This is a genomic window from Streptomyces luteolus (assembly GCF_029968015.1).
In the GTDB taxonomy this organism is placed as follows: Bacteria; Actinomycetota; Actinomycetes; order Streptomycetales; family Streptomycetaceae; genus Streptomyces; species Streptomyces luteolus.
Genome location: NZ_JASCIS010000009.1, coordinates 62,406 through 86,781, shown reverse-complemented (window position 1 = coordinate 86,781; position 24,376 = coordinate 62,406). Strand labels below are relative to the sequence as shown.

Annotated in this window: 23 protein-coding genes and 3 pseudogenes; 13 read left to right on the top strand and 13 right to left on the bottom strand. The window is 70.6% G+C overall.

Annotated elements, in window-relative coordinates; all coding sequences use genetic code 11:
* The 3 genes from QIT00_RS11155 (at position 1) to QIT00_RS38915 (ending at position 3,149) form a co-directional block, all read left to right on the top strand.
* Positions 1 to 1,116, top strand: coding sequence for a glycosyltransferase (locus QIT00_RS11155; protein ID WP_282535023.1), 1,116 nt, complete (start codon positions 1 to 3; stop codon positions 1,114 to 1,116).
* 6 nt (positions 1,117 to 1,122) lie between these two features.
* Positions 1,123 to 1,923, top strand: coding sequence for a YveK family protein (locus tag QIT00_RS11150; RefSeq protein WP_349017173.1), 801 nt, complete (start codon positions 1,123 to 1,125; stop codon positions 1,921 to 1,923).
* Between the two features lie 494 nt (positions 1,924 to 2,417).
* Positions 2,418 to 3,149 carry a GNAT family N-acetyltransferase gene (locus QIT00_RS38915; RefSeq protein WP_408909756.1) on the top strand — a complete coding sequence of 244 codons (732 nt, stop codon included), beginning with the start codon at positions 2,418 to 2,420 and terminating at the stop codon, positions 3,147 to 3,149.
* On the opposite strand, the gene QIT00_RS11140 is transcribed toward QIT00_RS38915, so the two are convergent.
* Positions 3,052 to 4,497 carry a glycoside hydrolase family 26 protein gene (locus QIT00_RS11140; RefSeq protein ID WP_408909752.1) on the bottom strand — a complete coding sequence of 482 codons (1,446 nt, stop codon included), beginning with the start codon at positions 4,495 to 4,497 and terminating at the stop codon, positions 3,052 to 3,054. The two genes, QIT00_RS38915 and QIT00_RS11140, sit on opposite strands and share 98 nt — an antisense overlap.
* 242 nt (positions 4,498 to 4,739) lie before the next feature.
* Here QIT00_RS11140 and QIT00_RS11135 point away from each other — a divergent pair, with 242 nt between their 5' ends.
* Together QIT00_RS11135 and QIT00_RS11130 are read left to right on the top strand one after the other, a co-directional pair.
* Positions 4,740 to 5,948 (top strand): FAD-dependent monooxygenase, encoded by a 1,209-nt coding sequence (locus QIT00_RS11135; RefSeq protein WP_282535021.1) that lies wholly within the window; start codon positions 4,740 to 4,742, stop codon positions 5,946 to 5,948.
* 113 nt (positions 5,949 to 6,061) lie between these two features.
* Positions 6,062 to 8,027 (top strand): annotated as a pseudogene (locus QIT00_RS11130) (hypothetical protein).
* 70 nt (positions 8,028 to 8,097) lie between these two features.
* Here the strand turns inward: QIT00_RS11130 and QIT00_RS11125 are convergent.
* Positions 8,098 to 8,979: an oxygenase MpaB family protein gene (locus QIT00_RS11125; protein ID WP_282535020.1), complete on the bottom strand. Its 882-nt coding sequence runs from the start codon at positions 8,977 to 8,979 to the stop codon at positions 8,098 to 8,100.
* A gap of 328 nt (positions 8,980 to 9,307) precedes the next feature.
* Between QIT00_RS11125 and QIT00_RS11120 the strand changes: the two are divergent.
* Positions 9,308 to 10,803, top strand: a pseudogene (locus QIT00_RS11120) (cryptochrome/photolyase family protein).
* 121 nt (positions 10,804 to 10,924) lie between these two features.
* Here QIT00_RS11120 and QIT00_RS11115 read toward each other — a convergent pair.
* The gene (locus QIT00_RS11115) at positions 10,925 to 11,635 is read right to left on the bottom strand and encodes an SDR family NAD(P)-dependent oxidoreductase (RefSeq protein WP_282535019.1); all 711 of its coding nucleotides are present in this window, start codon (positions 11,633 to 11,635) and stop codon (positions 10,925 to 10,927) included.
* A gap of 241 nt (positions 11,636 to 11,876) precedes the next feature.
* On the opposite strand from QIT00_RS11115, the gene QIT00_RS11110 reads away from it, so the two are divergent.
* Positions 11,877 to 12,518, top strand: coding sequence for a flavodoxin family protein (locus QIT00_RS11110; protein ID WP_282535018.1), 642 nt, complete (start codon positions 11,877 to 11,879; stop codon positions 12,516 to 12,518).
* 211 nt (positions 12,519 to 12,729) lie between these two features.
* Here QIT00_RS11110 and QIT00_RS11105 read toward each other — a convergent pair whose 3' ends face one another.
* Both QIT00_RS11105 and QIT00_RS11100 read right to left on the bottom strand, forming a co-directional pair.
* Entirely contained in the window at positions 12,730 to 13,128 is a 399-nt protein-coding gene (locus QIT00_RS11105) for a hypothetical protein (protein WP_282535017.1), read from the bottom strand.
* A 144-nt stretch (positions 13,129 to 13,272) separates the two neighbouring features.
* A complete protein-coding gene (locus tag QIT00_RS11100; protein ID WP_282535016.1) occupies positions 13,273 to 13,773 on the bottom strand; it encodes a hemerythrin domain-containing protein in 501 nt (166 codons plus the stop codon).
* Between the two features lie 293 nt (positions 13,774 to 14,066).
* Here QIT00_RS11100 and QIT00_RS11095 point away from each other — a divergent pair.
* A pseudogene (locus QIT00_RS11095) lies at positions 14,067 to 14,495 on the top strand (MFS transporter); the annotation flags it as partial.
* 23 nt (positions 14,496 to 14,518) lie between these two features.
* Here QIT00_RS11095 and QIT00_RS11090 read toward each other — a convergent pair.
* Both QIT00_RS11090 and QIT00_RS11085 read right to left on the bottom strand, forming a co-directional pair.
* Positions 14,519 to 14,848 (bottom strand): DUF5133 domain-containing protein, encoded by a 330-nt coding sequence (locus QIT00_RS11090; protein WP_282535015.1) that lies wholly within the window; start codon positions 14,846 to 14,848, stop codon positions 14,519 to 14,521.
* Positions 14,849 to 14,992: 144 nt separating this feature from the next.
* Entirely contained in the window at positions 14,993 to 16,174 is a 1,182-nt protein-coding gene (locus tag QIT00_RS11085) for a PP2C family protein-serine/threonine phosphatase (RefSeq protein ID WP_282535014.1), read from the bottom strand.
* 110 nt (positions 16,175 to 16,284) lie between these two features.
* On the opposite strand from QIT00_RS11085, the gene QIT00_RS11080 reads away from it, so the two are divergent.
* The 4 genes from QIT00_RS11080 (at position 16,285) to QIT00_RS11065 (ending at position 17,869) form a co-directional block, all read left to right on the top strand.
* Entirely contained in the window at positions 16,285 to 16,539 is a 255-nt protein-coding gene (locus QIT00_RS11080; protein ID WP_282535013.1) for a gas vesicle protein, read from the top strand.
* Positions 16,529 to 16,981: a gas vesicle protein K gene (locus QIT00_RS11075; protein WP_282535012.1), complete on the top strand. Its 453-nt coding sequence runs from the start codon at positions 16,529 to 16,531 to the stop codon at positions 16,979 to 16,981. The genes QIT00_RS11080 and QIT00_RS11075 overlap by 11 nt, the downstream gene beginning before the upstream one ends.
* Positions 16,982 to 17,055: 74 nt before the next feature.
* Positions 17,056 to 17,532, top strand: a complete 477-nt coding sequence (locus tag QIT00_RS11070) for an SRPBCC family protein (RefSeq protein WP_282535011.1) — start codon at positions 17,056 to 17,058, stop codon at positions 17,530 to 17,532.
* Positions 17,533 to 17,713: 181 nt separating this feature from the next.
* Positions 17,714 to 17,869, top strand: coding sequence for a DUF6131 family protein (locus QIT00_RS11065; protein ID WP_282535010.1), 156 nt, complete (start codon positions 17,714 to 17,716; stop codon positions 17,867 to 17,869).
* Between the two features lie 93 nt (positions 17,870 to 17,962).
* On the opposite strand, the gene QIT00_RS11060 is transcribed toward QIT00_RS11065, so the two are convergent.
* The gene (locus tag QIT00_RS11060) at positions 17,963 to 18,154 is read right to left on the bottom strand and encodes a CsbD family protein (RefSeq protein ID WP_282535009.1); all 192 of its coding nucleotides are present in this window, start codon (positions 18,152 to 18,154) and stop codon (positions 17,963 to 17,965) included.
* Positions 18,155 to 18,444: 290 nt separating this feature from the next.
* On the opposite strand from QIT00_RS11060, the gene ku reads away from it, so the two are divergent.
* The gene (ku, locus tag QIT00_RS11055) at positions 18,445 to 19,473 is read left to right on the top strand and encodes a non-homologous end joining protein Ku (protein ID WP_282535008.1); all 1,029 of its coding nucleotides are present in this window, start codon (positions 18,445 to 18,447) and stop codon (positions 19,471 to 19,473) included.
* An 87-nt stretch (positions 19,474 to 19,560) separates the two neighbouring features.
* Here ku and QIT00_RS11050 read toward each other — a convergent pair whose 3' ends face one another.
* The 5 genes from QIT00_RS11050 to QIT00_RS11030 are packed head-to-tail and all read right to left on the bottom strand — an operon-like array spanning position 19,561 to position 24,348.
* Complete coding sequence (locus tag QIT00_RS11050; RefSeq protein WP_282535007.1) at positions 19,561 to 20,337, bottom strand: SDR family oxidoreductase; 777 nt, start codon at positions 20,335 to 20,337, stop codon at positions 19,561 to 19,563.
* Positions 20,338 to 20,397: 60 nt separating this feature from the next.
* The gene (locus QIT00_RS11045; protein WP_282535006.1) at positions 20,398 to 22,080 is read right to left on the bottom strand and encodes an FAD-dependent oxidoreductase; all 1,683 of its coding nucleotides are present in this window, start codon (positions 22,078 to 22,080) and stop codon (positions 20,398 to 20,400) included.
* A complete protein-coding gene (locus QIT00_RS11040) occupies positions 22,077 to 22,985 on the bottom strand; it encodes a MaoC/PaaZ C-terminal domain-containing protein (protein ID WP_282535005.1) in 909 nt (302 codons plus the stop codon). The genes QIT00_RS11045 and QIT00_RS11040 overlap by 4 nt, the downstream gene beginning before the upstream one ends.
* Complete coding sequence (locus QIT00_RS11035; RefSeq protein ID WP_282535004.1) at positions 22,985 to 23,467, bottom strand: flavin reductase family protein; 483 nt, start codon at positions 23,465 to 23,467, stop codon at positions 22,985 to 22,987. Before QIT00_RS11035 ends, QIT00_RS11040 begins: the two co-directional genes overlap by 1 nt.
* Positions 23,455 to 24,348 carry a VOC family protein gene (locus tag QIT00_RS11030; RefSeq protein ID WP_282535003.1) on the bottom strand — a complete coding sequence of 298 codons (894 nt, stop codon included), beginning with the start codon at positions 24,346 to 24,348 and terminating at the stop codon, positions 23,455 to 23,457. The genes QIT00_RS11035 and QIT00_RS11030 overlap by 13 nt, the downstream gene beginning before the upstream one ends.
* Positions 24,349 to 24,376 lie beyond the last annotated feature (28 nt).

Below are 24,376 nucleotides of genomic sequence, written 5' to 3'. Positions count from 1 at the left end.
ATGAAGATCCTCCACATCATCACGGGCCTCGGCATCGGCGGAGCCGAGCAGCAGCTGCGGATGCTGCTGCCGCACCTACCGGCACGCAGCGACGTCGTCACCCTCACCCATCCCGGTCCTGTGGCCGTTCAACTCCGCGAGGACGGTGTGACGGTCGAGCACCTGGGCATGCGGGGCAACCGGGACCTGCGCGCGTTGCCCCGGCTCACCCGGATCATCGCCAACGGGGGCTACGACCTCGTCCACACCCACCTGTACCGAGCCTGCGTCTACGGTCGTCCTGCCGCGTATCTGGCGAGGGTGCCCGCCATCGCCACGGAGCATTCGCTGGGCAGCCACCACATGGAAGGCAGGCCTCTCAACCGCGGCAATCGGGCCTTGTACCTGCTGACCGAGCGGCTTGGCCGGGCGACCGTCGCGGTGTCGGACACGGTCGCGACACGGCTGCGCGAGTGGGGAGTTCCGGAGCAGCGCATCCATGTGGTTCCGAACGGAATCGACGCGCGCCGGTTCCGCTACGACGCGGCCCGGCGGCAGCGGACGAGGGCCCGGCTGTCCGTCGGCCCGGACACCTTCCTCGTCGGGGCCGTCGGCAGGCTGGTGCCGGGCAAGCGGTTCGATCTGCTGCTGCGCGCGCTGGCGGAGACTCCCGGCGCGCACCTGCTGCTTGTCGGGGACGGGCCGGAGCGGCTCGCGCTGGAGAAGCTGGCCGCGGAGCTCGGCGTCACCGACCGGCTTCATCTGCCCGGCGCATGCGGGACGGACGGACCGGAGCCGACCGTTCCCGGTCTGCTTGCCGCGATGGACGTGTTCGTCTCCACCTCACGCGAGGAGGCCTTCGGACTGGCCGCCGTGGAAGCGCTCGCCGCCGGGTTGCCGACGCTACACACCGCGTGTCCCGCGCTGGAGGATCTGCCCGCCCACCAGACCGAGGGCGCCCGCCGGGTGAGCAGTCATCCCACGCTCCTGGCCAGGGAGTTGACGCGGTACATCACCGCCGGCGCCACGAGGATCACTCCGCCCGCCGCGGTCGCGCACTACGACATCGCGCGCAGCGCGGACCGTTTGACGCACATCTACGACGACACCCTTCGCCGCACCTCTTCAAGGAGCTGACCCGCCGTGCGACCTCGTTTCCGCATCCCGTCCGTCGTCAAGGCCGCTCGGCTGCGGCTGCGTGGGAGAAGGCCGCCGGTGCCGGTCTGGTGGCCGCTGCCCGCCTGTGCGGCCCTGGGGCTCACGGCCGGAGCCGCGTACGGCGCGCTCGCCGAGCCGGAGTACGCGTCCACGACCTACCTGATCGCCGTGGCCGAGAAGGATTCCGAACCGGCTGCGACGTTGGGCTTCGCGCAGGCCTACGGACGTCTGGCCACCAGTACGAGCACGCTCGCCTACGCACAGGGCAATGCCGGGGTGCCCACCCGGCAGTTGGGGTCTCGCGTACAGACCGAGACGTCACCGGAGTCGCCCATGATCGGAATCACGGGGACCGCCGGGAGGCCGGGGGATGCCGCCGACATCGCCAACGCGGTCGCCGACGCGCTGCGTCTGAAGGCCAACGGCCAGAGCGAGAACACCGGTGTGAAGCTCGTGCGGTTCTCCCAGGCCGTCAAAGTACCCGACCCGGTGTCCCCTTCCCTTCCGCTGAGCATCGCCGTCGGTACGAGCGCGGGCGCCCTCGTCGGCGGACTGATCCTGCTGGTCAGGCCGCGCCGGACTCCCGCGTACGAGTCCCCGGTCCTGCCCGCGCCCGCCGGTGAGCCCGCCACCACCAGGGACCCCGCCCCCGCGCCCACACCCGTCACCGTCAAGGTCACCGCCCCCGCACCCACACCCGTCACCGTCAAGGCCACCGCACCCGCCGCCACCACCACCGCGCGGGCCAAGAAGCCGCGGAAGAAGCAGGAGAATCAGTCGTCGTGACCGTTTGCCTCGCCCCGGAAGCGCCCGCGGTGACAGCGTCGTTGTGCCGGGACGGCGAGGAGTTCGCCGCTCTCGGGCCGTCCTGGAACCGACTGCATCAACGGTGCTCCGCGGCCACCGCGTTCCAGAGCCACGCGTGGTTGTCGTCGTGGTGGCGTGTCTACGGCAAGCCCGGGAGGCTGCGCATCCTGCTGGTCCGGCGGGGTGGGGCGCTCATCGGTGCCGCGGCGCTGACGCTGACGCACCGGCCGCTGCCCGTGCTGGTTCCGTTGGGCGGTGCCGTCTCCGACTTCGCGGACGTCCTCGTGGACGACGAGCATCGCGGTGTGGCCCTGCCCGCTCTGGTCGGTGCGCTGGGCCGACTGGCGCGGCACCGTGTCGTCGACCTGCGTGAGGTCCGCCCGGCTGCCGCGGCACAGGAACTGTTCGAGCGCTGGCCGGGCCCGCGGCACCGCCGGGAGGACTCGGTCTGCCTCGAGCTTCCGGCCCTGGCGATGGACGGCCTGATGGGGCGTCTGACGTGCAGCCGCGCACAGCGCGCACGGGCCAAACTGCGCAAGCTCGACGCGGCGGGCATCGAGGCACGGCCGGTCTCCGGCCCCGCCGAGGTCCCCGAGGCCGTCGACGTGCTGCTGCGCCTGCACGCCCGGCAATGGCAGGGGCGTGCCGTGACACCGGAGCACCTCAGCCCCGAGTTCGCCCGCCATCTGCGGAGCGCCGTACAGGGGATGATGCGCACGGGAAACGCCGCCATGACGCTGTACCGACTCGACGGCCGAACGGTGGCCGCCAACCTGAGCCTGCAGGACCGCTCCGTTTCGGGCGGCTACCTCTATGGAGCGGACCCCGAGCTGCGGCGCAGGAAACTCGACGTGGCCACGATGCTGTTGCGGCGGGACGCGGAGCTGGCGGTGGCCGAGGGCCGCAGCGTCATCAGCCTGCTGCGGGGCGACGAGCCGTACAAGCATCACTGGAAGCCGGAGCGAGTCGACAACCAGCGGCTGCTGCTCGCTCCGCCCGGAACGTCCCCGCTGCTCGATCTGTACCGCGCGCAGTTGGACGGGCGGCGCGTGCTGGCGCGTACGGTGCGCCGGCACGCGCCGGTCGTCGCTGCCTGGCGATCCAGGATCAGTACGGCCTGCCGGTCCTCCGCCACTCCCAGCGCCAGCCCGTCCGGGAGTCCCGACGAAGGCACCAGTTCGCGTCGGCCCCGATCCAGTTCTTGATCCAGTCCTCGAGCCCATGCGGCACACACCAGGTGTCGGAGTTGACGGTGGGTGCGGAGGGACGCGGGGGTTCGGGAGTGGGGCTGGGCTCTGGCTCCCCGGGCGGATCCGTCGGTGTCGGGCGCGGGGGCGTGGTGGGCTCGGGCAGCCGTGACGGCGGCGGTGTCGTGGACGGTGGGGTCGGCTTGGAGGGAGGGGGGCTCGGGGGTTGTGTGGGGGTGGTGTCCCCGTCCGGGTCGGTCGGTTTCGGCTTCGGTGTCGGTGTCGCCGTGGGAGTCGGGGTCGGCGTCGGAGTCGGGGTCGGCGTCGGGGTCGGAGTCGGAGTCGGAGTCGGAGTCGGAGTCGGGGTCGGCGTCGGGGTGCCGAGCCCGAAGAGGCGCGAGCGGAAGACCTTCGACGACTCCGGGTTCGCGTCGCACTGCCACACGCCGTGCGGGCAGTAGTCGCTGATGGTCTGGTACAGCGGCCTGTGCTGCTCGAACCAGTCGAGCATCCCGCGCATGTACTCGGGGTTGTCCCCGTTCCTGAACAGGCCCCATTCCGGGTACGAGATGGCCTTGCCGTGCGCCTTGGCGAAGTCGACCTGATGCTGCAGGCCGTAGGGGCCGCGCACCTGTTCTTCGAACGACTCCCCCGGCGGCTGATCGTAGGAGTCGAGGCCGATGACATCGACCACCGAATCTCCCGGGTAGCACTGAGTCCAGGGCACGGCGTCGGGGCCGCGGTTGGGGGCGAAGTCGAACGTGAAGTCCTGTCCGGGCACCGACCTCATGGCCGTCACGATGCGGTTCCAGTACGCCTTCCATGCCTCGGGGTCAGGCCCGCAGCGGTGGGTGTACGTGATGCCGTTCATCTCCCAGCCGAGCACGATCACCGTGCCGGGGACCCCCAGCCGTACGAGACGCTGGGCCAGCTTGCGGTAGTGCTGATCGAACGCGCCCTGCGCGCCCGCTCGCAGCAGTCGGCGGACTTCGTGGTCGGGTACCCGCTCCTCGTTCCGCTCCAGCATGGGGACGTTGAGGACGAACATGCGGTTGGGCCCACCGCGTTTCCAGTTCGCCCAGGCGCGGAGAAAGCCCGGGCTGCCTTCGATGTTGGACCACACATCGCCGGGCAGATAGGTGTGTCCGACGCGCAGCGGAGATCCTCCGAGCCAGCTCGACAGGTGCTGCATGCGCTCCACACCGGCGGGGCCGTAGTGCAGGTACGCGCCCATCGCCGGCGCCGGTGGGTCAGGGGGTGGCTTCGTGCTCCCGGGCGGGCCGGGGGAGCTGGAGGCGGGCACGGCCGATGCGTCGAGGGCGACTCCCGCGGTCAACAGGGTCGCCGTCGCCGTGATCAGACCCATTCCCGTCATGCTGCGTCGAGAAAGCCATGCCTCGCTCACTGGACCGTCCCTCGTGTGATCACCATCGGTAATAGGACGTTCCTCTCGATCGATGGAATCGGCATCTCTCGCAGGGCCATTCGTGAGATCAGAGATTTCTGGCGCGGCACACCGACGCCCCCACGCGCGCCTGGATTGCCGGTTGTTGAAGCGCAGAGCGTGGACAATGCGACGGTGAGCAGAGCCGCGCAGGAAGGCCGGAAATGAAGATCACCTGTGTGGGCGGGGGGCCCGCAGCTCTGTACTTGTCCATTCTGGTCAAGCTCGACGAGCCCGGGCACGAGGTCACGGTGCTCGAACGGAATCAGGAAGGCGCGACGTACGGCTGGGGGGTCACGTTCTGGCCCGACACCCTGAATCTCCTCAAGACGCACGACCCCGAGTCGGGCCGCCGCATCGGTGAGCAGGCAGTGCGCTGGCGGGACGGCATGGCCCAGGTGGGAGACCGGACGGCCACGCACGCGGGAGACGCCGGATATGCCATCGGGCGGCACCGACTGCTCCGCACGCTTACCCGTCGCGCCCAGGAACTCGGCGTACGCACGGAGTTCGGCCACGAGGTGCGGGCCGACGTGCCCGATGCCGATCTCGTTGTGGCGGCTGACGGAATGAACAGCAGAATGCGTTCACAGCATGCGGAGCATTTCGGGACGCGCATCACCCACGGCAATACCCGCTTCTTGTGGTTGGGCACCACCAAGGTGTTCACCACTTTCAGTTTCGCGTTCGTCCCTACCGACCACGGCTGGATCTGGTGCTACGCGTATGGCTTCAGTTCCACGGAGAGCACCTGTGTCATCGAGTGTTCGCCGTCGACCTGGAGTGGACTCGGCCTGGACACGATGGAGCACGCGGCGTGTCTGCGCCTCCTGGAGCAGCAATTCGCCTCACTCCTCGGCGGCCATCCTCTGATCAGTCGTGCGGACCGCATGCGCGACGGCCAGAACTGGCAGCCCTTCCGGACCCTCACCAACAGAAACTGGTCCCACGGCAATTCCGTCCTGCTCGGGGACGCGGCCCACACCACTCATTTCTCCATCGGCGCCGGCACCGCCCTGGCACTGCAGGACGCGGTGGCTCTGGCCCGCCAACTGCGGACCGTTCCTGAGAGGGGTCTCGGCCCAGCACTGAGCCACTACGAGAAAGAGCGCAAGCGCGCGCTGCTTCCGGTACAGAGTGCCGCCCGTCACAGCGCGCAGTGGTACGAGAACCTGCCGCGCTACCTGCGTCTCCCGCCGGAGCAGATGTTCGCTCTCCTGGGGCAGCGCCACTCGCCGCTCCTGCCCCACGTACCACCCGGCCTCTATTACCGGCTCGATCGCGTCGTGAGCCAGGCGGACTCGCTGCGCCGCTTCAAGCGCTGGCTGGGCCCGCACATCGGCAAGGTCGCGCAGCAGATCAGCCGTCCTTGAGGCGATGCCTCGGCTGCGCACGTGCAGGGGCCGGTGCTGTGACCATCACCCGATTACCTCGTTTGACGGAGCGGAAGCAGCTCAGTGTGCCGAATCCGGAAGGCGCCCCGCCCGTGTTCACACCCCACCGCCACGTCGACGCCGGCACCCGGCCGCCGCTCGATCAGGCCGAGGCCACACTGGTCGACCAGTACACCCGCTTGGTGAGCCTGGCCTATCTGACGCTGCCGGCCAGGTTGACGCGGCATCAACGTGTCCTGGTCGCACACGGGCTGGTGCAGCGTGCCTTGCCGAGGTTTCGCGGATTCCGTGCCGACCGTGCCCCGCGGGTGCCGGCTCAGCGTGGCCGCGCCGACCGGAGTGTCGCTGCCTGGCTGCGCGTTCGTGTCCTGCGGGCGGCGCTGGCGCACGAGCGGCGCCCGCGTGCCTGGCCGAGGCGTCTGCCACCGCCCCGAGCCCTGGTGACGCTGCTGCCCGGGGTGTGGGGGCTGCGACTGTTCCCCCGGGCGGGCGGCGCCGAGGAGGTCGCCCTCAGCGACGCGCTGACGCGGGGTGCCCGCCGCGGCCAGGGCGGCTTTCGTACTCCGGCGCCTGGACGGCCTGCCCGACAGCGAGGTGCTGGACCTGCTGCGTGCCGCGGGTCCATCGCGGCCCGAGGCTGCGCTGCGCACCTCACACACGCTGGAAGACACGGCGGGCCCACCGGCGGAAACGCTTCTGCGATCACAGGAATTCGACGCGTGCACGGTCCAGACCCGGCCCACCGACCTGCTGCGACGCCGACACCGGATGCGGTTCGCGGGGGCACTCGCCGCGGTCGTGGTGATCGCCGCGGTCCTGACGACCGCTCTCGGCGCCGACGCCGGGGGTCGGTCTGCTCCGCCGCCGTCGATGGCCTCGGCTCAGGCGCCGGATCCCGACGATCTCGTACGGATTCCGCGGGACGACTGGGCCGACACCTCGCGCGTCGACTTCACCGCCTGGCCCGCCCGTGGCGGCCGTACCGGCGACCGGCCCCTGCTCGTCCGGGCCCTCACCACGTGGACCGATCCACCGGCCAGCACCCAGGTCACGCAGAGCGCCGCCACCACCGCCGAACCGCCGGGTGGTGCACCGCAGTTGCTGTACGCCGGGGACGTCGCGGGCACCGCCCTTGTCGTGTTCCACGACGGTCATCGGCTCGTCCGCTACCGCGAAACGGCCGGAGCGGCCCCCGAGCTCTCCTTCGCCCGCACCGACGATGCCGACGTCACCACCGCCGCCGCGATCGCACTGCACCGAGGAGAGAGCGGAACCCGCTTTCTGCTGGCTCCGTGGATCGTGGAATCGGAGAGCCGCGACCTCCTGCGCCCCGACACCCCGGGCAACGCCCTCGGCGCGAACGAGGACGGCATCACCGACCCGGTACGCGGCCCCTCCGCCGGAGGGTCCTGCGACAGCTGGCCCGCTCTCCAGCTCCGCTCCTCCGGCCGCATCGTGGAGAAGCACGCGTTCCTCGTCACCGACCTCGGCGGCCTCAGCCCCGCACATCTCAGCTACACACCGCTGCCCGAAGACGGCAACCGGCCGCGCCGGCCCCGCGAGGCCACCAGCCCGACCGCTCTGGCGAGTTGGGCCCGCACCGCGTGCCGCCTCACCGAACTCCGCGACGACGGCGTACGGGCCGTGAACGTCTGGGACTTCGCGGCACAGGAGCTGCCGCAGGACTCCGGACGGGCCGTGTGGTCCTGCACGCGGGCCACCACCTGGCGCGGACCGGGCCACGTACTGCTCCAGTTCAAAGCACCGGCCGCTGCTGCCCGGGAAGCCGCTCCGGTGGTCGCCGTCGCCCGGTCGACCGCGGCCTGCAGTCGGTTCGGGCAGCACGTGCTCGCCACCACGCACTGGAAAGCACCATCCGGCGAGGGGTATCTGCTCGCCGCGGGCAGCAGGGAGGTCTCCTCCATCGAGGCATCCGGCGCAGTGGAGACCGAGGCAGAGGGGCGGACCCTGGCGCACAAGGCCCGAGACGACGCCAGGACACAGGTGCGGGCCCGGCTGTCGGACGGCTCGCGCCTGACACCGGTCGGCCGGCGATGACCGGCACAGTGTTCGTTCGGTCGTACGGGCCGACCGGTTCCGGTGCTGCCGGGCAACCCTCCCCGCCTGTTCAGCGCGGAGGCGCCATCGCCCAGCGGATCGAGCGGGTGAGTCCGTGTCCGCCCAGCCGTACGAAGGTCCGCTCGGCCCTCGGCAGCAACGGCAGACCGAGCGGTGTACGGGCCCAATGGGGCAGCGCCGCCACCGCGCTCGCCGCGAGTACCGCGTAGGCGGGGCGGGCGATCCATGGCAGGGGTGGATGGAGGAGCAGGAACTGTGCTGCCTCTCGGGCCTCCGGGGTGGCCCGGAGCTCCGGCCGGTAGGCAGTCAGGCGGGCGGTCAGACCGTCAAGATCGCGCGGTGGACGCACCACGCCGAGGGCCTCTGCCACCCGAGCCGTGTCGAGGACGTACCCGTCGCACTCCGGGGCGTCCAGCGGCCGCGCACCGTACAACTGGTGGGCGAACAGGAAGCTGTAGACCTCCGCGATGTGGACCCATTCGAGCAGGTGCGGATCGTTCGCGTGGTACGGCTCACCGCTCGAAGTCGTTCCCCGGACCTGGTCGTGCACAGCTCGAACCCGGTCGACGGCCCGCTGCGCGTCGATGGCCCTGCCGTACGTGGTCACGGCGAGGAACGTACTCGTTCGCTGCAATCTGCCCCATGGGTCACCGCGATAGCCGGAGTGTGCCGCCACAGCGGCCATGGCGCGAGGATGCAGCGACTGCAGCAGCAGAGCGCTCAGGCCACCGATGAACATCGACGCATCGCCGTGGACCCGGCGGATGGGCCGGTCCTCTCCGAACCACCGCGGCCCCGGCATGTCGTGGATCCGGGAGCGGCTCGCCTGGTGCTCGGGGCCGGCGACCATGGCGAACAGGCCCCTTCCGAGACGCTCCCGCAGACTCGTCAGCGGAGCGCCGGACACCGAGAGTGCGGCTGCCATCGCCATAAGGCCATTGTCCACCTCGGTCAACGATGCCCGGGAGGCCGACGTTGCCAGAGGGAAACGAGCCGGGCGATGAAGAACGCGGCGACGATCAGGGCTCCGACCACGATCAGCCAGACCCAGACGCGGGGGCCGCTGCGGGAACCCGACCCCACTCAAAGCAGCCCACAAGCGGTGCATAAGCGCTGCGCGTTGCGACGCAGGGCGAGGTTCGGAAGCGTATGCAGTCGCCGGGTGCCTGAACTCCCGGACGCGGACGACCGCTTGCGGGCCGTGACACGCTCCCCTGGCACGGTCCGTGACCACACCTCCGGAGTTGAGGAGCGAACACGTGCACTGGCTCTTCGGCGACCAACTCGGTCCGCACTTCCTCGCGTCCGGCGACGGCGGCCCCGGACGCGACACACCGCTGCTGATGATCGAGGCGCGCTCGGTGTTCCGCCGTCGGCGCTTCCATCGGGCCAAGGCCCACTTGGTGCTGTCGGCGATGCGGCACCGCGCGGTGGAACTCGGCGACCGTGTCACCTACGTGCGGGCCGACACGTACCGGGAGGGGCTGGCCCGAGCGATGGGTGAGAGGCCGGTGACCGTCCACCATCCGACGTCGTACGCCGCCCTGAACCTGATGCGATCCCTGCCCCAGGTGACCGTCGGTCCCGCCCGCGGGTTCCTGGTGCCGATGGACGACTTCGCGGCCTGGGCGGACGGGCACGGCGGCAAGCGGCTCCGCCAGGAGGACTTCTACCGCTGGGTCCGCCGGGGGCACGACCTGCTGATGGACGCCGACGCTCCGGCAGGCGGCCGGTGGAACTACGACCACGAGAACCGCCGGCCACCTCCGCGCGAGGCGCCCACCCTGCCGGTCCCCGCCCCCTACCGTCCGCGCGAGGACGACATCGACGACGAGGTCCGCCACGACCTCGACCGCTGGGAGCGGGACGGCGACGTCTCCTTCGTCGGACGGGACGGCCCGCGCCTGTTCCCCGCCACCCGGGCCGAGGGACTCCGCGCCCTCAAGCGCTTCGTCGAACACCGCCTTGACATGTTCGGCCCGTACGAGGACGCCATCCTCACCGCCGACCCGGTGATGAGCCACAGCCTGATCTCCGCGCCGCTGAACCTCGGCCTCCTCGATCCGGCCGAGTGCGTCGAGCGGGCCGAAGCCGCGTGGCGGGGCGGGCTGGCTCCGCTGAACAGCGTGGAGGGCTTCGTGCGGCAGATCGCCGGCTGGCGTGAGTACGTCTGGCAGTTGTACTGGTACTTCGGTGAGCGATACCGGCGCTCCAACGTTCTACGGCACACCGCTTCGCTGCCCGACTGGTGGAACGACCTGGACGCTGACGCCGTCGGTGCGCGCTGCCTGCGTACGGTCATCGAGCAGGTGCGGGACACGGCTGGACGCACCACATCCCGCGGCTGATGGTCCTGGGCAGTCACGCGCTCCAGCGCGGCTGGGATCCGGCCGCGGTCACCGACTGGTTCCACCGGTGCTTCGTGGACGGTTACGACTGGGTCATGGTCCCCAACGTGGTCGGCATGTCCCAGTACGCGGACGGCGGCCGCATGACGACCAAGCCGTACACCTCCGGCGGCGCGTACCTGCACCGCATGAGCGACCTGTGCGGACCGTGCCGCTACGAGCCGCGCGAGCGGACCGGCGAACACGCCTGCCCGTACACCGCCGGCTACTGGGCGTTCTTCGACCGCCACCGGAGTCTGCTCGCACACAACCCGCGCACCGCTCGCACGGTCGGGCAACTGGACCAGCTCGCCGACCTCCCGCAGGTCCGGCGACAACAGGACGCGAGGGGTGACGCACCGCCATGAACCGGTTGGCAGCGGCAGGTTGAGTGCATCACGGCTGTGCTGCCGCGGAGTCGTCGTGCCCGTAGCGTCACGTACGTTCAGGTGGGCTCGGAGGGGCTGAGCCCTGCTGCGGCAGGAGCGCTCACCGGTCGCGCCGTTCGACGACTGCCGCACCGTTCTCAGTGGTGCGCACGAGTTCAGCGCCCGTCGACAGGGCGTCCGCGACCGCGGCCACCACCTGACGCGGGTCGGCGCCCGCAGGCAGCGGCGGCGCGGTTCCCACCAAGGGCCGGTCGGCCAAGCCGGTGTCGATGTGCCCCGGCCGGACGTCGAGGACCTGAACGCCCCTGCCCCGCGCCTCACCACGTACGGCGCGGAGCCAGGCGCTCAGTGCTGCCTTGGACGCGCTGTAGTCGGCCATCCCCGGCTGCGGCCGCTGCGCGACCACACCGGTCAGTGCGGCGATCGCCGAACCGGGTTCCAGCACGTCGAGCGCGGCGCGGAAGAACGCGATGGGTGCGAGGGCGTTCACCGCCATCAGATGCTCGGCGATGTCGTCACCCACCTCTTCGGCGGTGCCGAACGCCACCGACCCGAACGCGGTGACGACGGCGTCAAGGCCGCCCAGCCGGGCCGCGCCCGCATGCACCGCGCGGGCACAGGACGACGGGTCGTACGCGTCGAACACGACCGTCGGAGCGTCCTGGAGCGCCGAGGCGGCGGCCGCCAGGCGTCCGAGGTCGCGTCCGGCCAGTACCGGACGGGCGCCCCGGCCGACCAGTTCGGCGGTCAGCGCGCCGCCGAGAACGCCGGTCGCTCCGGCCACCAGTACGCGCGAGCCTGCGATGTCCACGTCTCACTCCGGATCGCCACCCAGCCACATGTCCTTGCACCGCACGTTCGGCCGCACCGCCTCTCCTGGATGCGGTGCGCACCGGATCGGCGTCCTGGCGTCGGCGGTGAGCAGTCAGCCTCGTGGGAGAGGGCTCGGTGCCCCTGATGGGCCTGTGCCGCCTCCGCCACACGGGGCCTTGAGGCACCGCGTGCCGCCGCGAGCCCGCAGCAAAGGCCGCCCACTCCGGCATTCTGCAGGGATGGCTACCACCCGACCCTCCGCGATCGTCGCACCTACACCGCTGCGCGCCGTGGCCCTGGTCTGCACTCTGTCCGCATCCCCCAAGCCATCGAGCTCGCAGCTCCTGGCCGAGCAGACGTTGGAGGCACTGGCGGAACATCAGGTTTCGGGAGACGTGATTCGTATCGTCGATCATGATGTGAAACCGGGCGTGGAAGCCGATATGGGCGACGGTGACGCCTGGCCACGGATCCGCGAAGCCGTCCTCGACGCGGACATCTTGATCCTCTCCACGCCGATCTGGCTGGGCCATCCCTCAAGCGTCGCCCAACGTGTGCTGGAGCGCCTGAACGCGGAGCAGTCACACACGGATGACCAGGGCCGTCCTGTCACCTACGGAAAGGTCGCCGGAGTCTGTGTCGTCGGCAACGAGGACGGCGCCCACCACGTGAGCGCCGAGCTCTTCCAAGGCCTGAACGACGTGGGATTCACCCTCCCGCCGAACGCCGTCACCTACTGGGTGGGCGAGGCCATGCAAGGAACCGACTACCAGGACCTCGACGCAACCCCGGACAAGACCAAAGAGACCACGGACACTCTTGCGTCCAACGCCGCCCACCTCGCGCGCGCACTCAAGCAGGACGTCTATCAGCCGTCCTGATCGGCGGAGCACCGCGGGACCGCCGCCAAAACCGCCCCCTGTGCGCCAAGGTCTACCCGCGTGTGCGGCGCAGGCTGAGAGCACAGAGGGCGGCCCACGACAGCGCGAAGCCCGCGACCTTGAGCCGTGTCTCGCGCTGCTCCAGCTGGGATCCGAAGACCACGCTGTACAGCGTGGTGGCGGCGCCGAGGACCGGCCCTCCGACCGGCGCTCAGGTGGGCTCGGCCCGAGGCGCCTCGCGCTGGAGCTCCTGCCGGACCCGCGCCTCCACACTGGTGAACGGCCGGTAGTAGGCCGCGTGGTGGGCCTCGACGATCTGGTGGGTCCAGTAGCCGGGAATCACGTCCCGCCCCACGAGCTCGCGCTCCACCAGGTCGGCCTGCGCCGTGTGGCCCGCCCGTCGCAGCAGCTCGACGGCCATCTCGACGGCGAGGTCGGCGCCTCCGGTCAGCTGGTGGAAGGCGTACAGGTGGCCACGGGCGCGCCGCACCCTCTCCAACGCCTCCGACAGGAGCCGGAGTGCGTCGACCGTGGCGTCGCGAACACCCGCCGGGCGTAGATGCTCCGCATCCGGCCGGTGTCCGTCCCCGTCGTCGGTGGCTCTGCCCATGCACCGATCCTGCCTCTTCCCGGGCACCGGTGCCGCCCCTGGGAGCGGCCCGACTGGCCGATGTGGTCGAAGAGGCCCCCAGAGCCCCCAGAGGCCCCCAACGGAGGAGGTCGTCGTCACCACCGGACGGCACCGGACGGCGGTTCAGGCCCTGACGATACGGCGGACGTTGTCGAGACTTCCGCAGCCCTCATCGAGGTTCTTGGCGCGCTCCTTGGTGAATGCGGCACCCAGCTCTTCGCGGCGCTCCATCGGCACGTTCTCGCGTGCGCCGTTGAGGATCGTCCGCTCCTCTTCGTCGGTGTGGTGGGTGACCGCCTCGACCAGTTTCTCCAACCTCTCATCCCAGTCGTCGCCGCCCACGCCCTTCACCTCCAGCAGGGCCAGAAGCGCCTTGTTGCCGTCAGCGTGTTCTTCGACGCCGTGCTCGACCTCGTCGTTGTCGACATCCCTGAAGCGCTTGAGCGCGGGATACACCTCGTGCTCCTCGGCGAGTGCGTGCGCCACCAGGAGGTCCGCGAACTTCCGCAGCGCGTCGGCCCGTTCAGCCTCCACGCTGCGCATCTTGCGGAACAGCTCCTCCATCCGCCGGTGATCGTCCAGGATCAGTTCAACAACGTCAGTGGATGCTGCCTTGTCCGGCATACGGTGGCTCCTTCTCCGCGGGAGGGGCTGGGATCCGCCCGCTGCGTGCCTCGGGTACGTTCACTGCCAACTGCCATACGTGGCGAACTCACCACACCACGAAGCACTCCGCTCGACGCGGAGGTGCCTTCGGTGCGCGAGCCACCTTGTTCCTCGAAGAGCGTCTCGCCGCACACCTGCTACGCGAGTGGCGACACGGGCGGAGTGCCTTGCTCAGCCGGACGTTCAGCGCGGGAACCTCCCCCGGGGCGCGGGGAGGGCAACGGACGGTCGGCGTGTGGCGGCGGCCGGTTTCAGGGTCCACCGGGTTCTACTTCGCCGTCATCGCCGCCGGCAACTTCCTGGGTCCGCTGCTCCTCGGGCGCCTCTTCGACACCTGGGGCGGACGGCCGATGATCGCCGGTACGTACGTCCTGTCGGGGCTGCTGCTCTTCGGCACCGCCGCGCTCTTCGGCTCGGGGGTCCTCGACGCCACGACGATGACGCTGTGCTGATGCGTCGTGCTCTTCTTCGCCTCCGCCGGGGCCAGTTCCGCGTATCTGACGGTCAGCGAGATCTTCCCGATGGAGACCCGGACCATGTCGATCGCCTTCTGCGTGGGCGCCGGTCTCATGGTGGCGGCCGGTCTGGCCGCGTTCTTCTTCGCCGTCGCCGCCGAACGCCGCTCCCTGGAGGACATCGCCACCCCACTCTCCGTCGCCTCCGGGGCGTCGGGGCGATGACACCACACGTACCAGCCCATCTGTCAGGCGATCGCGAGCGGCAGTCCGCCCGGCTCGACGGTGCCCGCGCACAGCAGTGTCGGGAGGTCGTCAGGCGGCGCTGCCCGGGGGCTCGTCTGCGCGGTGTGAGGCATGAGGGTCGCCGTTCCGACGGCAGCGGCTCTCCGGTACACGGCGGCCGCCGCGCGGACCGCGTCCCCGACATTGGCCGTGCCGGTCATCTCGCACAGCGCGTAGGCACTGTCCTCGCGTGCGCGAACCGTCTCGGGGGTCGAATGGCGTTCATCCTCGATGATGGCCTCCGCGTGCCAGGCCAGCACGCGACGCAGGTCTGCGGATGCAGGGTGCAACACGTCATCTCCTCGGACGTCCGGCCCCTCCTGATAGGAAGCCGTCCTGCCCTACGGCCTGCCCCGGCACCGAAAGGTGCGTAACGGGACTTTGGTCCTTGATGGAACCGGGAACCGGGAGCCGGGAGCCGGGAGCCGGGAACCGTGTCAGCGAGCGACGGGGCGCCACTCGAACATGACGATCGTGGCATCGTCGCGCAGCCGGTTGCCTTCGGCGTCCAGAATGAAGTGGATGAGGCGGCGCAGCGTCTCCGGCGCGAGTTCACCGGTTGCGGTGGCTCGGATGACGTAGTCGGCGAACTGGTCGAGTCCGAGTTCGTCCCCGTTCTGCGAGCGGGCTTCGGTGACGCCGTCGGTGTACATCAGGACCCTGTCCCCCGGCTCGAGTTGCATGGCGTGCACCTGGCGTGGGGTGGTCGCGAAGGCGGCCGGCAGTCCCAGGGGCGGGTCGGCGTCGCGGTCCATCGCGCCGGCGACCAGGCACTGGTCGCGGATCAGCAGCGGCGCGGGGTGCCCGCAGTTGATCCAGCGCAGCCCGCCCGTGGCGAGGTCGAGTTGGCTGAGGATGGCGGTGCAGAACTGCTCGGGCAGCCACTCGGCGAGGGCGGCGTCGACGGCCCGCGCGAGGTCGCCCAGGTCGGCCCCGGTGCGCCGCGCGTTGCGGCAGGCCGCCAGTGACACCACTGTGGTCAGCCCCGAGGCGAGGTTGTGCCCCATGGAGTCCAGGATTCCGGCGTGGAGTGTCGTATCGGTGAGGGCGTGGTCGAAGGCGTCGCCGCCGACTTCGTAGGCCGGTTCCATGACGGCTGTGGAAACGGCGTGCGTCGTGCCGATCGTGCGGGGCGGCAAGTAGGCGCGCAGCATTTCGGCGGGCAGTTGCATGGGTTCGGTACGGGCCCGACGCACGTAGGTGTCCTTGTACGCACGCTTCGAGGTGATCATCATGGCGCACAGGTGGGCGAGCGTCCTGGCTCGCCGCAGGCGGAGCGGGTCGAGAGCGGGTGCCCGGACGGCGAGCACTCCGAGACGCTCGGCGCCGTCCACCATCGGCAGCCAGGCCGTCAGCCCTCCCAGGTCCGACTCGTCCACCCGCAGGGACTGCGTCCGGTAGGTCCAGCCGGCGAGGGAGTCGTCGATGGGCAGGACCGGCGCCACGTCGTTCAACGGCGCCAGCCGGCGTTGCTGCAGATCAGCGAGGTACACCACGGTGCCCTGCAGCCCCAGCGCCTTGGAGCAGCGTGCCACGGCCGTGGTCAGGTCCAGCGCCGCGTGGCGGGGATCGGCCAGAAACTCGCCCAGAGCGGTATCCGGGGTCTCGGGTGCCGCCACGTCATCGCTCCTCTCTCAGGTCGCGCGAATGCCCCTTCAGGTAGTCTCACTCCCCGCGGCTCGGACCGCTCCTCCGGTTACTCCTCGTCGACGTCGACGGGCCCTGGGCCATGACGACTCCCGACCCGCCGTCCTCGGCGGAGGCGCTGGCACAGCGACAGGTCGCTCTCATCGACCTGCTCGACCGCCTGCTCAGCGGTGGTGTCGTCCTGACCGGTGACGTCGTTCTCTCCATCGCCGACATCGATCTGGTGCGTGTCTCGCTCAGGGCGCTGATCGTCTCCGTCAGCGCGCAGAATCCCCCGCCATGGGCCGAGACCCTGCCCTCCGGCACGACGCCCTCGCGAGGCGGCCATGACGACTGAGGGTGCCGGCGGGGCCGGGGCTGAGGGTGCCGGCGGGGGCCGGTCCCGCGCCCGGCGGGCCGACCGGACGCCTGGAGGAGATCGCGGGGCGGCCGAACGCGCCTTCCGCCTCCTGCCCGCCGCGCCTCGCGATCTGCCCCCGCCGAGCGGACGCGCCCACACTCCCGCGCGCCGGATCTCCTCGGACCCCGACACCGTGGAGCGGGACCTCATCAGGCTGGTCCTCACCGTGGTGGAACTGCTGCGCCAGCTCATGGAGCGCCAGGCGCTGCACCGTGTCGACGAGGGAGACCTCACCGAGGAGCAGGAAGAACGGCTGGGGGCGACGCTGATGGTGCTGCATGAGCGGATGAGTGAGCTGTGCGCGCAGTACGGGCTGGCCATGGAGGACCTCAACCTCGACCTGGGTCCGCTGGGCACTCTGCTGCCGCCTTCGGACTGAGACACGTTCACGTCCGGAGTCCTCGGGTACCCGGTGCGCGACACACACGAGGCCACCCACGGAGGGAGAGACCGGTGACCACAGTCAAGGAAGCAGTCGAGGTGGAGGTGCCGCTCCGTGCGGCGTACGACCAGTGGACGCAGTTCGAGGAATTTCCGCAGTTCATGGACGGGGTCGATGAGGTCAGGCAGCTCGACGACCGGCACAACCACTGGGTGACCAGCATCGGCGGCGTGCAGCGGGAGTTCGATACGGAGATCGTCGACCAGCTGGCCGACGACCGGATCACCTGGCGGACCGTGGGCGGCGAGACGTCGCAGCGCGGCTCCGTCCGGTTCGAGCCGATCGACGACATGCACACGCGGGTCGAGCTCACCATGGATGTCGAGCCGAGCGGTGCCGCGGAGAAGGGCGCGGACGCGCTGGGTGTCATCGACCGTCGAGTGAAGGGAGACCTTCGCCGGTTCAAGGACTACGTCGAGGGCGGCGGCGCCTCCGGCGAGGGATGGCGCGGGCGCATCCGGCCCGAGGGCCCGCCGCCGCCGATGTGACCGGTACGGATACTTCCCGGCGAGCGAGGAGTTCGGCCCCGCCGAGCTCCTCGCCCGGGCGAGGCGGCCGACGGGGCACTCGACGTAATTTGAGTGACCACATATTCAGAGAGCACAAATCAGAGAGCGCACAATTCAGAGAGACGCGTATGCGAAGCAAGTCCGAGAAGCGGAGGCAGAAATGATCGTAATTGGTCTGATACTCCTGATCATCGGCCTGATCGCCGGAATCTCCATCCTCACGACGATCGGCGCGGTGCTGCTCGTGATCGGTGCCGTGCTGTGGCTCCTCGGCTCGCTCGGGCACGCGGTAGCCGGGCGGCGGCACTACTGGTAGGCGAACCGGAAGACAACGCGAGCCCGGCACGCGTTCCCCGTGATCCCATCGGCGGGGCGCTGCGCGCCGGGCTGCTGACTGCGTCACATGGGGTCAGTGGGGTTCTCCGCGCATGGAGCGGCGGGCTCTGCGTATGCGCTCCTCAGCCTTGCCGCGAAGCTTCTTCACCTCACCGCGGGCCTGATCGGTCTTTCCCTCGATCTCCTGCTCGCGATTCCCCGTGACCTTTCCGGCCACTTCCTTGGCCTTGCCTTTCGCTTTGTCCATGCGGCCCTTGCCGGTCATGGCTCCTCCTCATTCGAAAAGGCTTACACCCCCAAGGTAGGCCGAGCTCGCCCCGTACACACCTTGGAGCCTCACGCCGTAGGGTGACGAGGCCAACTCCCCTTCCGGCAGCAGAATTTGGCGCCCTTTCCAGGGGCTGGATCGCCGCCTGTCCATGGCACGGAAAGGCTCTGACCGAAGCCCGTGGCCGATCCGCCGTGCGCCCCGCCTGCCGAGGTGTCAGCGTTGATCCAACGAGCGCGGGACGCAGCGGACGCGCTCACGGTGACGGGCGGCGTCGGGAGTCGGACATGGCACGCGCGATCTGGACCGGTGTCATCACCTTCGGGCTCGTCAGCGTGCCCGTCGGCCTGTACACGGCGGTCGAGGACCACACGATCCACTTCCACCACCTGCAGCGCGGCAGCGCCGACCGGATCCGCAACCGGCGGGTCAACGAACGTACGGGACGGCAGGTCGCTCCCGAGAACATCGTCAAGGGCTACGAGGTGGCCGAGGGAGAGTACGTGATCGTCGATCCCGACGAACTGGACGAGATCGCGCCCGGCCGCTCCCGGGCCATCGACATCAGTGACTTCGTCGACCTGAGCGAGATCGAGCCGGTCTACTTCGATCGGACGTACTACCTCGCGCCCCGCGGCCAGGAGCACACGAAGGTCTACGAACTGCTGCGCGCGGCGCTCGCGAAGAAGAACAAGGCGGGCATCGCCACGTTCGTGATGCGCGGCAAGCAGTATCTGACGGCGCTGCGAGCCGAGGACAAGATCCTGGTGCTGCAGACCCTTCACTGGGCGGACGAAGTCCGCGACCCCGCCGAAGAACTGCCCGAACTGCCGTCCGGCCGCCAGGGGAAGGCCAAGGAACGCGAGATGGCCGCCCAGCTGATCGACACCCTGACTTCCGCCTGGGATCCGAGCCGCTATCAGGACACGTACCAGGAGAAGGTCCATGAGCTGGTTCGGGCGAAGGCCGAGGGGCACGAGGTCGAGGCGGCCGAGGACGCGCCCGAGGCCACCAACGTCATCGACCTCATGGATGCCCTGCGAGGCAGCCTCGACCACGCCCGGAAGCTCAAGGGCGGGCGGAAGAAGGCCGCGGGCCGAGGTCGCTGTCGTACCGCCGAGACGACTGCGGCACGCACCTCCTCGCCCCGCGCCGGCCAAGACGAGAATCAGGACGACCTGCGGCGACTGAGCAAGGCGGAGCTCTACGAGCGGGCGTCCGGGCAGGACATCGCGGGCCGATCCAAGATGAGCAAACAAGATCTCATCGACGCGCTGTCCCGAAGCGACCGCCGCCGCGGCAAGGGTGCTGCTTGACCCTCGGTGCTCGCCCGCCCGAGGTCACCAAGCCCGGTTCCCCGGTCACCAAGCCCGGTCCCCCGGTCACCAAGCCCGGTTCCCCGGTCACCAGGCCCCGTCCCCCCGCAGCACCGCGTCCGCTCCCCCGTCGGCGAAGACGATCTGGCCGGTGACGAGGGTGTTCTCCGGGGAGGTCAGCCAGGCGATCAGCGGGGCCAGGTCCTCGGGGGTGGCGTGGCCGTGCAGCGGCATCGGGACGCTCTGCTCGACCAGGGGGCGCGTCTCGGGGTCGTCCAGGAGCGGCCGGGTCATGGGTGTGAGGACGACACCGGGGCCGACCGCGTTGAGGGGGATGCCCGCTCCGGCCCAGTCGGCGGTGACGGCGGCCCGCCGCACCCAGCGTGAGATCGCCGCCTTCGACGAGGAGTACGCGAGGTGTCCCTCGCCGCGGTCGACCGCCGCCTGGGCCGCGGCCACGGCCGCCTCCTCGTCGCCCGCGAGTGCCGCTTCGACCGTCGCCGCGTCGGTCGGGTGGACCGCGTCGATGGAGCCGATGACGAGGGCGCGGGGTGCGGATCCTGCCGCGAGAATCGGGCGGAGGCCCTCCAGGGTGGCGACGGCGCCGAAGTGGTTGACCTGGACGGTACGCGGCTCGAAGCGCGCGATGCCCGCGCAGGCGATGACGGCGTCGAGTCGGCCATCGGTCAACTCCGCTGTACGGGCGACGAGTTCGGCCCTTCCCTCGGCGCTCGCGAGGTCGGCGGCGATGTCGCTGTCCTTGAGGTCGGCGCCGATCACCGTGTGGCCCCGGGCGCGCAGGAGGTCCGCGGTGGCTCTGCCGATGCCTGAGGCCGCTCCGGTGACGAGGTACGTACGGGGCATGGGTGCTCCCTCTCTCTGCGACGGTACGGACGCGGTACTCAGGCGGTACGCATGCGCCAGTCAGGCGGTACGGGTCGACTGGTCGCGGCCCGCGATGTGGTTGACCGCGATCCAGCTGAACGTCATCGCCGGGCCGATGGTCGCCCCCGGACCGGGGTACGTCTCCCCCATCACCGCGGCCGCGACGTTGCCCGAGGCGTACAGCCCCTCGATCGGCGTGCCGTCCTCCCGCAGGACCCGCGCCCGGGCGTCGGTGACCGCGCCGCCCTTGGTGCCGATGTCGCCGGGCTGGAGGGGTACGGCGTAGAAGGGGCCCTTCGTCACGGGCGCCAGGTTGGGGTTGGTGAGCGTCGGGTCGCCGTAGTAGCGGTCGTAGGCGCTGTCGCCGCGGTGGAAGTCCTCGTCGCGGCCGGCGCGGGCGAAGGCGTTGAAGCGGTCGACGGTGGCGCGCAGCCGGGTCGCGGGCAGGCCCGTGCGTACGGCGAGTTCGTCGAGCGTGTCGGCCTTCTTCACGAAGCCGCTCTCGGTCCACTGCTTGGGGAACGGCTGCCCCGGGAAGAGGCCGGTGATCATGTAGCGGGACTTGGCGGCGGCGTCGAGGATCATCCAGGACGGGACGGTGGAGGCGTCCGGCCTGTCGTTCGCGTACATCGCGTCCACGAACGCGTGGTACGGGCAGGCCTCGTTGGTGTAGCGCTCGCCCGCCTGGTTCACGATCACCATGCCGGGGATGCCGCGGTCGGCGACGAGGAAGAAGGGCTTCGCGCCGGGGGCCACGACCATGGGGCCGCCCCACACCTTGTCCATCAGATCGGTGGCCGCGCCCGCGGCCAGGGCGAGTTCGAGCCCGTCGCCCGTCTGTCCCTCGGCCGCGGCGGTCCACTCGGTGGAGGTGGGCGACGGCAGGAACTTCTCGCGCAGCTCCGGGCTGTGGGAGAAGCCGCCGGAGGCGAGGACGACGCCGCCCGTGGCGCGTACGGCGATCTCCCGGCCGGCGCGCTCGACGCGTACGCCGGTGATCCGCTGCCCCTCCGTGACCAGGCCGGTGACGGGTACGGACAGCCAGAGGTCGGCGCCGTGGCGGTCGAGGGAGTGCCGCATCCGGGCGACCAGGGCCTCGCCGAGGGAGAGCATCTTCCGGCCGGTGGCGAGGTTCTTCACGGCCCGCGCGCCCACCTTGAGCGAGGTCCGACGGCCCTTCCAGGTGCGGCCCACCATGTTGAGGTGGCGGAAGTCGCGGGTGGTGATGGTGAGTCCGTACGTGGGGAGTCCCGCCCGGCGCATGCCGGCCCGCTGTTCCGGTGTGAGCCGTTTGAGGTCGAACATCTCCGGCTCGATGGAGCGGCCCTGCGGGAAGCCGCCAGGGCGTTCCGGGTAGTAGTCGGAGTAGTCCGGGACGTAGCAGAAGCGGACATCGGTCCTGTCGTGGAACTCGCGCAGCATGGCCGGGCCGTGGGCGAGGAAGGCGTCCTTGCGCTCGGCCGGGACGCGGTCGCCGACGGTGGCGTCGAGGTAGGCGCGGCCCTGCTCCGGGGTGTCGCCGAGGCCGGCCGCCTCGTGGTGCAGGTTGTCCGGAATCCAGACGCCGCCGCCGGAGAGTGCGGTGGAGCCGCCGTAGCGGTCGGTCTTCTCGACCACGAGCGCGGTCAGTCCACGCAGTCGGGCCGTGATCGCGGCCGCCATCCCGGCGGCGCCCGACCCGACCACCACCACGTCGTACGTGTGGTCCCAGTGTTCAGTCAACGGGTGCTCCCAGGCTTGCTCGTGCGGGGTCGTGCGGTGTCGAGGGTGGTCACCAGGGCGTGGTCGAGGACCGGTGCGTCGTCGCGGTCGGGGGCGGTGGCGCGAAGCCGCCAGCCGCCCGCGGCCGGCTCCGACCAGACGCGGAGCCGGAGGGTCTCGCCCGGGTGGAACGCGCCCGCGAAGCGGGTGCGGCAGCCGCCGATCGCGGCGGCGTCGCCGTCGAGGAAGCGGTCGGCGACGGCCTTGACGACCATCCCGAAGGTGCACAGGCCGTGCAGGATCGGCCGGTCGTGGCCGGCCGCCCGCGCCACCTCCGGGTCGGCGTGCAGGGGGTTCCAGTCGCCCAACAGGCGGTAGAGCAGGGCCTGTTGGGGGAGGGTCGGCAGGTCGAGCACGGCGTCGGGGGCGCGGTCGGGGGCGGGCGCACGGTCCGAGGGGCCGCGCTCGCCGCCGAAGCCGCCCTCGCCGTGCACGAAGATCTGGTTGCGCTGGGTGAGCAGCGGTTCCCCGTCCTCGCCGACGAGGGTCGACTCCTGCACGATGACGGCGGCCCTGCCCTTGTCGTACACGTCGGTGACGCGGGTGACGGCCGAGGCCTTCGCGGCGGGCGGCAGCGGCCGGTGCACGGTGACCTGCTGGCCGCCGTGCAGCGCGCTCGCCAAGTCGACGTCCACGCCCGGGAGTTCGAATACCTGGAAGCCGACGTTGGCGGCGGTCACGCCGAACAGCGGCAGGACCTTCAGGCCCCGCGGGTGCCGTTCGTACACGTACCGCAGTTCGGCCGGGTCGGTCTCCGGGACACCGGCGCCGAGCGCCAGGTGGTACAGGCGTACGTCGCGGTCGTCCCACGAGACGTCGGTGTGCACGGGCGGCGCGGAGGTCAGCTTCGCCACGTCGATGGGCATCAGAACGCCCCCACGGCGTACCGGCTGCGGAAGTACAGCAGGGGGCTGCCGTCCTCGCGGGCGTCCAGGGCCACCACCTCGGCGGTCGCCAGATAGTGGTCGCCTGCTTCGTGCACGGCCCGCAGCTCGCACTCCAGGGCGGCGAGGGCGCCGTCGATCCGGACGGTGCCGTGCTCGCTGACGCTCCACGGCACGGCGGCGAACTTGTCGGGGCCGCTGCGGCCCAACTCGGCGCAGATATCCCGCTGTTCGGCCGCGAGGATGTTGACGCAGAACCGTCCGGCCCGCTCGATCCGAGGCCAGCTCACCGACGTACGCCCGGCGGCGAGCATGACCAGGGGCGGGTCGAGGGAGAGCGAGGCGAAGGACTGGCAGGCGAAACCGACCGGCTCGCCCTCGTCCAGGCCGGCGACGACGGTGATGCCGCTCGCGAAGCGGCCGAGCACGTCCCGGAAGGCGTCCGGTTCGATCAGCCGTTCCACTGGTGGCCCCAGAAGCTGTCGGCGGTGATCTCCTTGGCGACCCAGGTGGCGGGATCCACGATCAGGCCGTCCCAGCCGTACTCGACCTGGAAGCCCCCGGGCGCCTGGGCGTAGAAGGACACCATGTGGTCGTTGGTGTGGCGGCCGAGGCTGGACGCGATGGGGATGCCTGCGGCGTTCATGCGGTCCAGGCCGCGGCCCACGTCGTCCAGGGTCTCCAGCTCGACCATGAAGTGCACGATGCCGGGCGGCAGCGCGCCCGGGTACAGGCCTAGGCTGTGGTGGCGGCGGTTGGGGCTGAGGAAGTGCATCCAGTGGAAGTCGCGCTGCTCGGTGGCGGTCGGGACGGCCTGCGGGGGCAGCCTCATCGAGTCGCGCAGCTGGAAGCCGAGCAGGTTCTCGTAGAAGTCGAGGGCGGCCTCGATGTCGGATACGGGCAACACAACGTGTCCCAGGCCGAGTTCGCTGGTGACGAAGCGGTTGCCATAGGGCGTGCCGAGCGCGGAGTGGTCCTGTGCCTGGCCCCAGTAGATCTCCAGGGGGTTGCCGCAGGGGTCGGCCACCTGGATCAGGTCGCGGACGCGACGCTCGGCGATCCGCCCGGCGTCGGCGTGCTTGACGGCGTGGCCCGCCTCCTCCAATTCCCGTGCCGCACGGGCGAGTTCGGCGGCGTTGGCGACCTCCCAGCCTGCGGCGATCAGGCGGTCGCTCTCGCCCGCCTGGACGACGATGCGGTGGCTGCGGTCGTCGATGCGCAGGCAGAGGGTGTCCTCGGTGCTGTCGGCGCTCTCGACCATGCCGAGGATGTCGAGGGCGTAGGTGCGCCACTCGTCCAACTTGGTTGTCTCGATGCGGAGATAGCCGAGCGAGCGAATGTCCATGGTCGCTTTTCCTTACGAGTACGGATTC